This is a genomic window from Aestuariimicrobium sp. p3-SID1156 (assembly GCF_025144225.1).
Classification (GTDB): Bacteria; Actinomycetota; Actinomycetes; order Propionibacteriales; family Propionibacteriaceae; genus Aestuariimicrobium.
This window is the reverse complement of the sequence record NZ_JALXXB010000006.1, coordinates 76,418-88,867: the sequence shown is the minus strand read 5'-3', so window position 1 is coordinate 88,867 and position 12,450 is coordinate 76,418. Positions and strand designations below refer to the sequence as shown.

At 67.2% G+C, this 12,450-nt stretch carries 13 protein-coding genes; 8 read left to right on the top strand and 5 right to left on the bottom strand.

The window, feature by feature from the left end; translation table 11 throughout:
* Positions 1-9: 9 nt before the first annotated feature.
* Genes tpx through M3G03_RS08630 form a run of 3 tightly spaced genes read left to right on the top strand, consistent with a single transcriptional unit; the run spans position 10 to position 2,377 of the window.
* Positions 10-504 carry a thiol peroxidase gene (tpx, locus tag M3G03_RS08640; protein WP_259809293.1) on the top strand — a complete coding sequence of 165 codons (495 nt, stop codon included), beginning with the start codon at positions 10-12 and terminating at the stop codon, positions 502-504.
* Between the two features lie 11 nt (positions 505-515).
* Positions 516-1,475, top strand: coding sequence for an alpha/beta fold hydrolase (locus M3G03_RS08635; protein ID WP_259809292.1), 960 nt, complete (start codon positions 516-518; stop codon positions 1,473-1,475).
* Positions 1,472-2,377, top strand: coding sequence for a Sir2 family NAD-dependent protein deacetylase (locus M3G03_RS08630; RefSeq protein WP_259809291.1), 906 nt, complete (start codon positions 1,472-1,474; stop codon positions 2,375-2,377). The genes M3G03_RS08635 and M3G03_RS08630 overlap by 4 nt, the downstream gene beginning before the upstream one ends.
* Here the strand turns inward: M3G03_RS08630 and M3G03_RS08625 are convergent.
* The 5 genes from M3G03_RS08625 to M3G03_RS08605 form a co-directional block, all read right to left on the bottom strand.
* On the bottom strand, positions 2,358-3,212 hold the full coding sequence (locus M3G03_RS08625; protein WP_259809290.1) for a metal ABC transporter permease: 855 nt from the start codon (positions 3,210-3,212) through the stop codon (positions 2,358-2,360). The genes M3G03_RS08630 and M3G03_RS08625 overlap by 20 nt on opposite strands.
* Complete coding sequence (locus tag M3G03_RS08620; protein ID WP_259809289.1) at positions 3,209-4,060, bottom strand: metal ABC transporter ATP-binding protein; 852 nt, start codon at positions 4,058-4,060, stop codon at positions 3,209-3,211. The genes M3G03_RS08625 and M3G03_RS08620 overlap by 4 nt, the downstream gene beginning before the upstream one ends.
* On the bottom strand, positions 4,057-4,965 hold the full coding sequence (locus M3G03_RS08615) for a metal ABC transporter solute-binding protein, Zn/Mn family (protein WP_259809288.1): 909 nt from the start codon (positions 4,963-4,965) through the stop codon (positions 4,057-4,059). Before M3G03_RS08615 ends, M3G03_RS08620 begins: the two co-directional genes overlap by 4 nt.
* A 71-nt stretch (positions 4,966-5,036) precedes the next feature.
* Entirely contained in the window at positions 5,037-5,567 is a 531-nt protein-coding gene (locus M3G03_RS08610) for a cysteine hydrolase family protein (protein WP_259809287.1), read from the bottom strand.
* Positions 5,564-6,094, bottom strand: coding sequence for a GNAT family N-acetyltransferase (locus M3G03_RS08605; protein ID WP_259809286.1), 531 nt, complete (start codon positions 6,092-6,094; stop codon positions 5,564-5,566). The genes M3G03_RS08610 and M3G03_RS08605 overlap by 4 nt, the downstream gene beginning before the upstream one ends.
* 144 nt (positions 6,095-6,238) lie before the next feature.
* Here M3G03_RS08605 and M3G03_RS08600 point away from each other — a divergent pair, with 144 nt between their 5' ends.
* From M3G03_RS08600 to tkt, 5 genes are all read left to right on the top strand, one after another.
* Positions 6,239-7,090, top strand: a complete 852-nt coding sequence (locus tag M3G03_RS08600) for a DeoR/GlpR family DNA-binding transcription regulator (RefSeq protein ID WP_259809285.1) — start codon at positions 6,239-6,241, stop codon at positions 7,088-7,090.
* Between the two features lie 118 nt (positions 7,091-7,208).
* A complete protein-coding gene (locus M3G03_RS08595) occupies positions 7,209-7,667 on the top strand; it encodes a ribose-5-phosphate isomerase (RefSeq protein WP_259809284.1) in 459 nt (152 codons plus the stop codon).
* A gap of 18 nt (positions 7,668-7,685) precedes the next feature.
* Complete coding sequence (locus tag M3G03_RS08590; protein ID WP_259809342.1) at positions 7,686-8,555, top strand: HAD-IIA family hydrolase; 870 nt, start codon at positions 7,686-7,688, stop codon at positions 8,553-8,555.
* 71 nt (positions 8,556-8,626) lie between these two features.
* Complete coding sequence (locus tag M3G03_RS08585; RefSeq protein ID WP_259809283.1) at positions 8,627-10,198, top strand: ribulokinase; 1,572 nt, start codon at positions 8,627-8,629, stop codon at positions 10,196-10,198.
* A gap of 116 nt (positions 10,199-10,314) precedes the next feature.
* Positions 10,315-12,381 (top strand): transketolase, encoded by a 2,067-nt coding sequence (tkt, locus tag M3G03_RS08580; protein ID WP_259809282.1) that lies wholly within the window; start codon positions 10,315-10,317, stop codon positions 12,379-12,381.
* Positions 12,382-12,450 lie beyond the last annotated feature (69 nt).

The window sequence follows — 12,450 nt, the reverse complement described above, 5'->3', positions numbered from 1 at the left end:
AATGGGGGCATGGCTACTGTGACCCTCAAGGGAAACCCCGTGGAACTGTCCGGCGAACTTCCGCAGGCAGGCGACCATGCGCCCACCTACGACCTGGCTGCAGCGGGCGATGCCCGCCTCACCCCCACCACCTTCGCCAGCAAGCGCGTGATCCTCAACATCTTCCCCAACATCGAGACCGGCGTCTGCCAGCAGAGCGTGCGGACCTTCAACGAGAAGGCATCCGGCCTGGAGGACACCGTCGTGCTGTGCGTCAGCAATGACGACCTCGCCACCCTGCAGGGCTTCTGCGCGGCCGAGGGGCTGGACAACGTCACCGTTGCCTCCGCCAAGGGCACCTCCTTCGCGGAGGACTACGGCATCCTCATCAACGACGGTCCGCTGGCCGGTCGCACGGCCCGCGCGGTGGTCGTCATCGACACCAGCGGCGTCGTGAAGCACAGCGAACTCGTTCCCGAGATCGCCCAGGCTCCCGACGACGAGGCCGCCCTCTCTTCCCTGTGAGCGGGCGCGGCATGAAGAGTTCTGTCTTCGACCTGCAGGTCAACGGCACCACGATGGGCATCCATCGCTGGTTGCCGGACGAGGGGCCCGCAGCCGGCATCGTCCAGATCGTCCACGGCATGGCCGAGCACGGCGGACGCTACGAATGGCTCGCCGAACAGCTGACCGGTCGCGGCTGGGTCGTGATCGCCGATGACCATCGCGGTCACGGCCGCACGGCCTCGAGCACCGGCACGCTGGGGCATTTCGCCGACCAGAACGGGTGGAACCAGGCGGTGGAGGACCTCCGCACGGTTGCCCTTCACGAGATGGCCCAGCATCAGCAGGCCGGCAGCAAGGGCCAACTACCGCACGTCGTGATCGGGCACAGTATGGGCAGCTTGCTGGCCCGGGACTACGCCTCCCGTTACGGCAGCGACCTGTCCGCCCTGATCCTGACCGGGTCACCGCGGGCTGCCGGGCTGGTGGGCAAGGCAGGGCGGGCGCTGGCGCGCACCTATGTCCGCGTCCGGGGGCCGCGCAGCGAGGCGAAGCAGATGCACAAGCTGACCTTCGGCAACTTCAACGCTGCCTTCAAACCCAATCGCACCGACTATGACTGGCTTTCCCGCGACACTGGGGCCGTCGATGCCTATGTCGCCGACCCGATGTGTGGTTTCACCTCCACCAACGCGCTCTACGTGGACCTCATCGGCGGGCTGGAACGGGTCAACAACCCCAAGCTGGTCTCCACGATGCCGCGCAAGCTCCCCATCTGGATCGGTAGCGGCGCCCTCGACCCTGCCGGCGGCCATCGCACTGTCAAGGCGCTGGTGAAGCTCTTCAAATCCGCCGGTCTCAAGGACGTCACCGCCGTCACCTGGGCCGATGCTCGCCACGAGGTCTTCAACGAGACCAACCGGGACGAGGTCGTCGAGGCCATGCTGCGCTGGCTGGACACCAGGGTCGTCGCTCCCGCTGACCGGTCATGAGCGCCGGCGCGCCCCGCCTGCTCGACCGTGCCCTGCGCGACTGGGAGCCCACACAGGTCCTGCGTGGCAGCCTCGATGATGCCCACGCGCTGCTCTCCTCCGTCCATTCTGCGGCGGTGCTGACCGGGGCCGGGGTGTCGACCGCCTCCGGCGTCCCCGACTACCGGGGTCCCCGGGCCCAGCGGGGCCGTCCGATTCAGTACCAGCAGTTCATCGCTGACGCCGAGAGTCGGCGCCGCTACTGGGCCCGCGCCTACCAGGGCTGGGCGGCGATGGGGCATGCCGACCCCAACCCCACCCACCTCGCGTTGGCCCGCTGGGAGCAGCTCTCCTGGCCCTGCTCGCTGACCGGGCTGATCACCCAGAATGTCGACGGCCTGCACCGGCAGGCCGGGAGCCAGGAGGTGGTCGAACTGCACGGACGCATCCATGAGGTGGTCTGTCTGGACTGCGGCCAGCTCACCGACCGGGAGGAGATGCAGCAGCGGATGGCCGCGGCGAACCCCGGGCTGGGCACTGGTCTGGCGGTCGGCCATCCCGAGATCCGACCCGATGGGGACGCCGTGGTCGAGCGGTGGGCGGATTTCGTCGTCCCGCCCTGCCTGGCCTGTGGTGGTCGGCTGAAGCCGAACGTCGTCTACTTCGGGGAACCGGTCCCGCGGGAGCGGGTGGCTCGCTGCCGGGAGTGGGTGGACCGGAGCGAGGCGCTGGTGGTCGCAGGTAGCTCGCTGTCAGTGATGTCCGGTCTGAGGTTCGTGCGCCAGGCCGCCGCCCGCGGGATCCCGGTGGTCATCGTGAACCAGGGTGCCACCCGGGGCGACGAGTGGGCCACGATCAGGCTGGACGCCCCGGTCCAGCAGGTCCTGCCGGCGCTCGCCGGCCTCAGGCCAGTCGACGACTGAACCCACGCCCTCGGACCAGGCGTCCCAGACCCAGGCAGACCAGGTAGATCAAGAATGAGACCGTGGTCACGTAGGGGCTGATCGGGAGGCCGGGGCCCAGCGACAGCAGGATGCCACCGACTGCTGAGATGGTGGCGAAGACCACCGAGAGAACGGCCAGCGTCAACGGCCGGGCGGTGACCTGGGCGGCCGCCGAGGTGGGCGTGATCAGCAGCGAGAGCACCAGCAGCGCGCCGACCAGCTGGACTGCCATGGCCGTGGTCAGGCCGAGCACGACCATGAAGGCGATCGAGAGTGCCCGGGTGGGGACGCCGCGCGCGATCGCGACCTCCGGGTCCACCGAGGCGAAGAAGAGGGGACGCCACATGGCCGCCAGGGCGAGGACGACGATCGCGGAGACGGCGACCAGAGTCCACAACTGCGCATCGTCGACGGCCACGATCTGGCCGGTGAGCAGCCCGAACTTGTTCGAGGAACGGCCCTTGTAGAGCGACAGGAAGAGCACGCCCAGGCCCAGCCCGAAGGGGAGGAAGATGCCGATGGTGGCATTGCGTTCTCGCGCCCGGGCGCCGAGCAGGCCCAGCAGGACGGCGGCCAGCACTGATCCGACGATGGCTCCGTGGGCGACGTTGTAGCCCAGGAAGAGCGCGATGGCGGCGCCGGCGAAGCTGAGCTCACTGGTGCCGTGAACCGCGAAGGACAGGTCGCGGGCGTGGATCATCGGCCCGATGATGCCGGCGACCAGCCCCAGGATGAGGCCGGCGACCAGCGATCCCTGGACCAGCGGCACCAGGTCAGTGAAGTTGTCGAAGTTGACGAAGGTGTCCCAGCTCATGACAGATGCACCTCCTCGGAATGGTCGTGGTGGTGGTCATGCTCGTGATCGTGATGCGGCTCCTCCTCGGCGCCGAAGACCAGGATGCGCTCGTGGCTCTCGTCGATCTGGTGCCGCACGACCTCGATGTGGGAGCCGTAGAGCCGGCTCAGGGACTCGGTGGTGATGACCTCATCGGGGGTGCCGACCATGGCCTGGCCCCTGGCGAAGTAGATGACCCGGTCGACGAAGGGCATGATCGGGTTGATCTCGTGGGTGACGAAGAGGACCGCGATGTCGTGCTCGCGTCGCATCCGGTCCAGGAGTTCTACCACCTGCTGCTGGTTGGCCATGTCCAGGCTCAGCAACGGCTCGTCGCAGAGCAGCACCGACGGCTTGGTCACCAGGGCCTGGGCGATCCGCAGTCGCTGCTGCTCACCACCGGAGAGGACGCCGATCGCCTCGTCGGCGTAGCCGAGGGCGCCGACCTCCTCCAGCACCTCGTTGATGCGGCGGGTCCGGGCACGGCTGGGGAGCCCAAAGCCCCATGTGGCGCCGTCCAGGCCGAAACCGACCAGATCGCGCCCACGAATGGCGGCGCGGGTGTCGATCGCCTTGTGCTGGGGGACGTAGCCGATGCGGCGGGAACCCAACCGGACCGGCTCCCCGGAAACCCGGGCGATGCCGTGGGCCAGGTGTACCTGGCCGAGCAGGACGCGGAGCAGGGTCGTTTTACCGGCACCATTGGGCCCCAACACGGCGACGAACTCGCCGGGGGAGATGTCGATGTCGAGGTGGTCCCACAGCACACGTCCACCGAAGGCCACGCAGGCATTGTCCAGGTGGACGACCGGATGGGTCGGGCTCATGCGCCGGTGATGGCGTCGACTGCCGTGGTCATGAAGTCAACGTAGTCGTCCACACCCTCGGGGAAGGTCTCATAGACCTTGACGATGCGGACGTTGGTCTTCGTTGCCTGCTCCACGAGCTTCGTGGACACCGCGTCCTGGGTCTGGCCGTTGACGATGAGCACCGTGGCCTGCTTGCCGATGAGCTGGCGGGTCTTCTCGACCGTGGCGACCGAGGGCCCGGCCTCGGACTCGGACTGGGTGATGTACTCCGGCGGGGTGAGGTCCTTCAGGCCAAGGTCGCGCAGCAGGTACTGGGCCACCGACTCGGTGCTGACCACGCCCTCGGACGGGTTCTTGGCACCCCAGTTCTTGGCCCGCTCCTCCAGGTCGTCCAGCTTGGCGTTGAGGGCCTTGGCGTTCTGGGAATACTTCGACGCATTGCCGGAGTCGATCTTCGACAGCTCGGCGGCGAGGGCATCGGCGGTCTTGCTCGCAGCGTCCAGCGAGTAGAAGATGTGTTCATTGTCGCCGTCCTTGAAGCCCGAGGTGGTGAAGGCGTCCACCACGACCGGCCTGGTCCTCACCGAGTTCAGCAGCGTCGTGGCCCACGTGTCGTAGCCACCACCGTTGATCACCGCCAGCTTCGAGCGGGAGATCTTCAGCTTGTCCTCGGCGGTCGCCTCGTAGTCGTGGGGGTCCTGGTCGGGGTTGTTCACTGCGGAGCTGACCGTCACCAGGTCGCCGCCGACATTCTTGGCGATCGAGCCCCACACCGAGGTGGACGCGAAGACCTCCAGCGCGCTGCCGTTCTCCGCGCCGCCTGAACCGGCGCCCTCCTCGGTCTTCGAGCAGGCGACCAGGCCGGTGGATGCCAGAGCGCCGAGAGTCAGCACACCGAGCGAACGGCGCGACAGGTGCTTCATGTTTCCCTCCAGACGAGTTGATAACCGTTATCACTCTACGCCCTGGAGCCAGGGAAGGCACATCGAGCCGATCAGCGCACCACGATCTGGGGTCCGTAGAGGGCCATCAGGTCCAGCGCCTTCCGGTGGTTCTCGACCGTCGACCCGGCGCAGGCCTCAGCGGCCACTTCGACCAGCGCGCCGGAGTCGGCGGCGGCCAGGGCCGTCGAGAGGACGCAGCAGTCGGTGGCCACTCCGGCCAGCACCAGATGCGGGTTCGGCCCGGTGAGGGTGAGCAGCTGCGAGCCGAACTTCCCGAAGGTGCGCTCGTCGACCAGCACCGCTGCGCCAGAACGGACCAGTTCGCGCGCCGGCGTGACCAGGTCGAACAGGGGGTTGTCGTCCGGCTGGTCGGCGAAGGGCCAGTGCTCGAAGTAGGCGCCCCAGGAGCCCGCACGATCCTGTGCGGGCAGCCAGCGGGTGACGATGACCCGGCCCGCGTATTCGGCGGCCAATCGCTCCACCGGCGGCACGATTCCCTCGAACCCGGTGGCACACCAGGTCGAGGCCGGGTCGGAGAAGACGCGCTGGAGGTCGATGAGCACCAGCCAGGGCGTGGTCATCGCTGGGGGCTGGTGTCGGGGAAGGTCATGGTCATCAGCACGACGTCCAGCCAGGTGCCGAACTTGCGGCCCACCTCGTGCAGGCGTCCCGATTCGGTGAACCCGAGCTTCTCGTGGAAGGCGATCGATGCTTCATTGCCGGCGTCCAGGACCCCGACCATGGCATGGATGCCCTGCCCGCGGGCATGGTCGACCAACGCACTCATCAGCATGCGCCCCACGCCCATCGCGCGATGCTCGGTGCTGACGTAGACCGAATGTTCCACGGTGAAGTCGTAGCCCGCCTTGTCCCGGAACGGGCCATAGGAGGCAAACCCCACCACCTGCTGGTCGCCGTGGGAGTCCATCTCGGTGGCGACCAGGACGGGGAAGCGACGCCGCTGCTTGGCCTGCAGCCAGGCCGCCCGGTCGGCGACGGTCACGGGGGAGAGGTCATAACTGGCGGTGGTCGCGACCCCGGCCGTGTTGTAGATCGCCGTGATGGCGGGCAGGTCGTCGGTGGTCGCCGCTCGGATGATGGGGGACATGGCGTGCAGACTACTTCCTTGCCCTGCGCCGTGGAACCGGCACTCCAGCGTCGTGCTGAACCTCCGCTCTCCGTCTGCCCTGATCCTGCCGGAACAGAAGGACCGACGTCTGCCCTGGCGGCACCCGGGTCTAGAATCCTGCTCATGGCAGGCAGTGATGAGGGAGCAGGAATTGGGTCCGGATCCTCGGGCGAGGAGGCCGCCCCACCGACCGCACCGACGGCGTCGGGCCAGACCGCGCGACGCCACCTGATCGCCGACATCGTCTTCCGCCGCGGGTCGGTCACCATGGACGAACTCGTCCGCGAGATCGGCGTCTCCCTGATGACCCTCTACCGCGACATCGCCGCGCTGGAGGAGGCCGGTGTCCTGACCCGCCAGCGCGGCAAGGTCTCCGCGCTCGCCTCGGGGCTGCACGAGGCTGGGGCCAGCTTCCGGTTGGCGACCAATACGGAGGCCAAGTCCGAGATGGCCTCCCACATCCGCGAGCACATCGCTCCCGGGTCATCGATCGTGCTCGACGACTCGACCTCGGCGGCCTGGGTGCTGCGCGCGTTGGTCGATGTCACCCCGCTCACGGTGATCACGAATTCACTGCTGGTGGCACGCGAATGCTCCGCGCGTCCCGACGTGAAGCTGCTGCTCACGGGAGGGGAGTACCAGCCCTGGGCCGAGGCGATGCTGGGCCCCAGCGCCCTGGCGATGCTGGCCACGATTCGTGCCGACTACTGCATCCTGTCCGCGTCCGGCCTGGAGGAGGGTGTCGTGTACCACCCCTACCAGGACGTGGTCGAGGTCAAGCGGGCGATGCTGCGGGCCGGGCGACACAAGATCTTGATGCTGGACCACACCAAGTTCAATCGCCGAGCCCTGCACGCCTTCGCGGAGCTGAAGGAGTTCGACACCGTCCTGGTGGACCACCACATCGGGGAGAAGGACTTGGCGATGCTGCGCGAGTACAGCCAGCGCGTCGTGGTCAGTGAACCGACATCCTGAAAATTTCACGCTAACCCTGTTCATTTTCAAGTCCGTGGTGTTACTCTAGAGTCACACGTCAGAGGTGGTGCATCGGCCAGTGAGGGCTGTTGCGCCCTTCTGGGAACTGGAGCGCATCATGGGTTTCCGAGTTGTCCTCGCCTGCGACATCGCAGGAGTTGAGTACCGCGACAAGATCAAGGCCGATCTCGAGAAGGACGACCGCATCGACGAGGTGATCGATGTCGGCGTCGAGGCCGGTGACGACACCGCCTATGCCCACCCCGCCGTGGCGGGTGCCCGCAAGATCGCCGATGGGGAGGCTGATCGCGGCATCTTCATCTGTGGCACCGGCATGGGTGTTGCCATCGCCGCCAACAAGGTGCCGGGCATCCGTGCCTCCGTGGCGCATGACTCCTTCTCCGTGGAGCGACTGGTGCTGTCGAACAATGCCCAGGTGCTCACCATGGGCCAGCGCGTGATCGGCGTCGAACTGGCCCGCCGACTGGCCAAGGAGTTCTTCAACTACACCTTCGACCAGAGCTCTCCCTCGGCCGCCAAGGTGGACGCCATCTGCAGCTACGAGCCCCAGGGCTGATCCGTGGGTGAGCAGCCAATGGGGGCACAGTCCGCCGCAGGCCTGCGCCTGCCCGAGAAGCTCTACGACGCCTATGTCTTCGACATGGACGGCACCATCTACCTGGGCGACCACCTGCTTCCCGGCGTGACCCGGATGCTCGGTGAGCTGCGGCGCCGCGACATCGGTGTCCGGTTCCTTTCGAACAACCCGACCAAGGACCCCCACCAGTACAGCGAGAAGCTGGCGAAGCTGGGCCTGCCCACCGACGTCCAGGACATCGCCAACACGGTGGTGACCACCGCCGGCTGGCTGAAGGAGCACCACCCGGACGCCGTCCTCTTCCCGATCGCCGAGAAGCCGCTGTGTGACTACCTGGTCAACGAGGGCTTCGAGCTCAGCGAGGACCCGGAGAAGATCGACATCGTCATCGCCTCCTACGACCGTACCTTCGACTACCGCAAGCTGCAGATCGCCTTCGACGCGCTGTGGTTCCACAAGCGGGCAATCCTGGTCCAGACCAATCCCGACCGTTACTGCCCCTTCCCGGGCGGACGCGGCGAGCCCGACTGTGCGGCGATCGTCGCCGCCATCGAGGCCTGTACCGGGGTGACGTGCCAAGCCAACTTCGGCAAGCCCGACCCGATCATGGTCGAGGAGGCCCTCCGTGGCTTCGGTGTCGAACCGGCTCGCGCGGTCATGGTCGGTGACCGGCTGGGCACCGACATCAAGATGGCGGTCGACGGAGGCATGGCGTCGGCCCTGGTCCTGACAGGGGACTCCACGCAGGAGGAGTCTGAGGCGCTGCCCACCGAGGAGCAGCCCACCTACGTGCTCGATCGCATCGATCGACTCATCCCCCAGGCCATCTGGGACGAACTCGGCTGGACCGAGGACAACGACCAGTAGGTCAACCAGCAGTACCCAGCTTCCCTGCCGCCCGGGCAGGGGAGTGTCCTGATAGTTGAAAGGCATGTTCAATGTCGAACACCATCGCCGGCAATGACGGCTACCTGATGGGCATCGACTTCGGTACCGAGAGCGTCCGAGTCGCCATCTTTGACACCAGGGGGACCCCCGTGACCTTTGCGGCCACCCCCTACAAGACCACCCACCCGCGCGGTGGCTGGGCCGAGCAGGACCCGGTCGAGTGGATGCAGTGTCTGCAGGCCTCCAGCCACAAGGCCCTGGAGAATGCGCGCATCTCGCCGGCCTCGATCCTGGGCATCTCCTTCGATGCCACCACCATGACGGTCTGCGCGCTCAACCAGAACGGCGATGCGTTGCGTCCGGCCATCATGTGGATGGACGTGCGCGCCACCGAGCAGGCTGCCCGCGCCAACAGCTCCGATTCCGTGGCCCGGCTCTACAACGGGGGTGGCACCGCCCCGGCCACTGCCGAGTGGTACCCCTTCAAGGCCGCTTGGCTCAAGGAGAACGAACCCGAGACCTACCAGAAGGCCTTCCGCCTCATCGACGCCCCCGACTGGGTCGGCTATCAGCTGACCGGTGAGTGGACCGTCAACATCAACTCCGCCGCAGAGCGCATGTTCCACAACCGCGACCACGGCGGCTGGCCGGTCGACTTCTATGAGCACATCGGCTGCGGGGACGTGTTCGACAAGATCCCCGAGCGAGTCGTCGACCTGGGCGACCAGATCGGGACGCTGAGCACCCGCGCTGCCACCAAGCTCGGCCTGAAGCCCGGCATTCCGGTCGCGCAGGGGCCTGCAGACGCCTGGGCCGGCCAGATCGGACTCGGCGTGGTCACTCCCGGCAAGCTGGCGCTCATCACCGGCTCCTCGCACGTGCTCTCGGGCCAGTCCGACAAAGCGATTCACGGCCAGGGTTTCTTTGGCGCCTTTACCGACTCGGTGGTCAAGGGCCAGTACACCGTCGAAGGCGGCCAGGTCTCCACCGGCTCGGTGCTGAAGTGGTTCAAGGACAACTTCGCCCGCGATCTCGTGGATGCCTGCGAGCGGACCGGGATGAATGTCTACGACATCCTCAATGCCCGCTCCAAGGACCTTCCCCCGGGTGCCGACGGCCTGATCGTCAACGAGTACTTCCAGGGCAATCGCACCCCCTACACCGACTCCAAGGCGCGTGGGATGTTCTGGGGCCTGTCCCTGCACCATGGCCCCGAACACATCTACCGCGCCATCCAGGAGGGCGTCTGCTACGGCACCGCCCACAACCTGCGGGTGATGGCCGACCAGGGCTTCGAGGCCAAGGAGATCGTCGCTTGCGGCGGCTCCACCAAGAGCCGTGACTGGATGCAGATGCATTCCGACGTCACCGGGGTGCCGATCACCCTGACCGAGGTCGGGGACGCCGTGGTACTCGGCGCCTGCATGCTCGCCGCCGTGGGCGCAGGCGTGTACTCCGACATCAAGGAGGCCGCCGACAACATGGTCCACACCCGCATGACCCTGGAGCCCCGTCAGGACGTGCACGAGGAGTACCAGTTCTACGTGGACAAGTACTGCGAGGCCTACCCGAAGATGCAGGACCTGACCCACGGCCTGGTCGACCACGAGGCGAAGAAGTAGCCGTGACCGACTCCGGGCGTCCCCGGGAGAACTGACGGGGGCGCCCGGGGCGGCGGGCAAAGATGACACGATGGAGCAGTAGGCGTCCCGCGCCGAGGCTCACGAGAGGAAACCTGATGACTGACACCAAACTTGAGTGGAGCGAGCTCGACCAACGTGCCGTCGACACTGCCCGCATCCTGGCCGCTGACGCCGTGGAGAAGGTCGGCAACGGCCACCCCGGCACCGCCATCTCGCTGGCCCCGCTGGCCTACCTGCTCTACCAGAAGGTCATGAAGACCGACCCCAGCGACAGCCTGTGGCTGGGACGCGACCGGTTTGTGCTGTCGGCCGGGCACTCCTCGCTGACCCAGTACACCCAGCTCTACCTCGCCGGCTGCGGCCTCGAACTGGACGACCTGAAGGCGCTGCGCACCTGGGGGTCGAAGACCCCGGGCCACCCGGAGTACCACCACACCGAGTTCATCGAGTGCACCACCGGCCCGCTGGGCGCGGGTGTCTCGAATGCCGTGGGCATGGCGATGGCTGCCCGCAAGGAGCGCGGCCTCTTCGACCCGGACGCTGCGGCAGGGGAGAGCCCCTTCGACCGTTTCGTCTACTGCATTGCCGGCGACGGCTGCATGCAGGAGGGCGTCGCCTCCGAGGCCAGCTCGCTGGCGGCCACCCAGAACCTGGGCAACCTGATCCTGTTCTACGACGACAACCGGATCTCGATTGAGGGCGACACCAAGATCGCCTTCTCCGAGGACGTCCAGGCCCGCTATGACGCCTACGGCTGGCACACCGCGCACGTCGACTTCACCCAGGGCGGCACCGGTTACGAGGAGAACGTCCAGGCTCTCTGGGATGCCATCGAGGAGGCCAAGAAGGTCACCGACAAGCCCTCCTTCATCAAGGTCACCACCGTCATCGGCTGGCCGCTGCCGACCTTGCAGGGCAACCATTCCGTCCACGGTTCCAAGCTGGGCAAGGACGAGATCAGCGGCTTGAAGAAGGTCCTCGGCTTCGAGGACGAGCCCTTCGCCGTCGACCAGTCGGCCGTTGACCATGCCCGGGCGCAGGCCGCTGAAAACGGTAAGCGGCAGCGCGCCGAGTGGGACCTGAAGTACGAGGCCTGGCGCACCGCCAATCCCGAGGGCGCGGCCCTCCTGGACCGTGTTTCGAAGCGCGAGCTGCCGGCTGACCTCGAGCTGCCGAGCTTCGACGCCGAGAAGATGTCCACCCGCAAGGCCTCCGGTGAGGTGCTCAGCAAGCTTGCCGGGCAGCTGCCCGAGCTGTGGGGTGGATCGGCAGACCTGGCCGGGTCGAACAACACCACGATGAAGGGCGAGCCCTCCTTCATGCCGGTGGAGCGCAGCAGCCAGGAGTTCGCCGGCAACCCGTACGGGCGCACGCTGCACTTCGGCATCCGCGAGCACGCCATGGGCGGCATCGTCAATGGCATCAACCTCTCGGGGCTGACCCGCTGTTACGGTGCCACCTTCTTCGTTTTTGCCGACTACATGCGCCCGCCGGTACGTCTGGCGGCCCTGATGGAGTTGCCCAGCATCTTCGTCTGGACCCATGACTCGGTCGGCGTCGGCGAGGACGGACCCACCCACCAGCCCATCGAGCACCTGGCTGCCTACCGCGCCATCCCCGGCCTGGACATCGTGCGCCCTGCCGACGCCAACGAAACGGCGGCGGCCTGGCATGAGATCCTCAAGCGGATCGACCACCCGGCCGGCTTGGTGCTCTCGCGCCAGGACCTTCCGATCTTCGATCGTGAGGCCGAGGGTCTCGCCCCGGCCAGCGAGGTGGGCCGCGGTGCCTACGTGCTCAAGGAGGCCTCGGCCGAGCCGAAGCTGATCCTGATTGCCACCGGCTCGGAGGTCCAGCTCGCCCTGGGCGCCGCCAAGAAGCTGGAGGAGGAGGGCACCCCGACCCGCGTGGTCTCCATGCCCTGCCAGGAGTGGTTCGACACCCAGGACGACGACTACCGCGAGTCGGTGCTGCCCGCCTCCGTGACTGCCCGCGTCTCGGTCGAGGCCGGCATCTCCATGGGCTGGTCTCGCTACGTCGGCCCTGCCGGTGCCTCGGTGTCGATCGAGACCTTCGGCGCCTCGGCCTCGGGTGAGGTCATGTTCGAGGAGCTCGGGTTCACCGTCGACCGCGTCGTGGAGGTCGCCCGCGGGGTTCTCTGATCCCCCGGTGACTCGCTACTACGCGCCGTCATTTCACACTCGGACCGTCGACGTCGGCGGTCCGAGTTC

What these genes read in the sequence shown, in the direction of transcription:
- tpx (WP_259809293.1), top strand. Translation starts at nt 10, where the DNA reads ATGGCTACTGTGACCCTCAAGGGAAACCCCGTGGAACTGTCCGGCGAA.
- M3G03_RS08635 (WP_259809292.1), top strand. Translation starts at nt 516, where the DNA reads ATGAAGAGTTCTGTCTTCGACCTGCAGGTCAACGGCACCACGATGGGC.
- M3G03_RS08630 (WP_259809291.1), top strand. Translation starts at nt 1,472, where the DNA reads ATGAGCGCCGGCGCGCCCCGCCTGCTCGACCGTGCCCTGCGCGACTGG.
- M3G03_RS08625 (WP_259809290.1), bottom strand. Translation starts at nt 3,212, where the DNA reads ATGAGCTGGGACACCTTCGTCAACTTCGACAACTTCACTGACCTGGTG.
- M3G03_RS08620 (WP_259809289.1), bottom strand. Translation starts at nt 4,060, where the DNA reads ATGAGCCCGACCCATCCGGTCGTCCACCTGGACAATGCCTGCGTGGCC.
- M3G03_RS08615 (WP_259809288.1), bottom strand. Translation starts at nt 4,965, where the DNA reads ATGAAGCACCTGTCGCGCCGTTCGCTCGGTGTGCTGACTCTCGGCGCT.
- M3G03_RS08610 (WP_259809287.1), bottom strand. Translation starts at nt 5,567, where the DNA reads ATGACCACGCCCTGGCTGGTGCTCATCGACCTCCAGCGCGTCTTCTCC.
- M3G03_RS08605 (WP_259809286.1), bottom strand. Translation starts at nt 6,094, where the DNA reads ATGTCCCCCATCATCCGAGCGGCGACCACCGACGACCTGCCCGCCATC.
- M3G03_RS08600 (WP_259809285.1), top strand. Translation starts at nt 6,239, where the DNA reads ATGGCAGGCAGTGATGAGGGAGCAGGAATTGGGTCCGGATCCTCGGGC.
- M3G03_RS08595 (WP_259809284.1), top strand. Translation starts at nt 7,209, where the DNA reads ATGGGTTTCCGAGTTGTCCTCGCCTGCGACATCGCAGGAGTTGAGTAC.
- M3G03_RS08590 (WP_259809342.1), top strand. Translation starts at nt 7,686, where the DNA reads ATGGGGGCACAGTCCGCCGCAGGCCTGCGCCTGCCCGAGAAGCTCTAC.
- M3G03_RS08585 (WP_259809283.1), top strand. Translation starts at nt 8,627, where the DNA reads ATGTCGAACACCATCGCCGGCAATGACGGCTACCTGATGGGCATCGAC.
- tkt (WP_259809282.1), top strand. Translation starts at nt 10,315, where the DNA reads ATGACTGACACCAAACTTGAGTGGAGCGAGCTCGACCAACGTGCCGTC.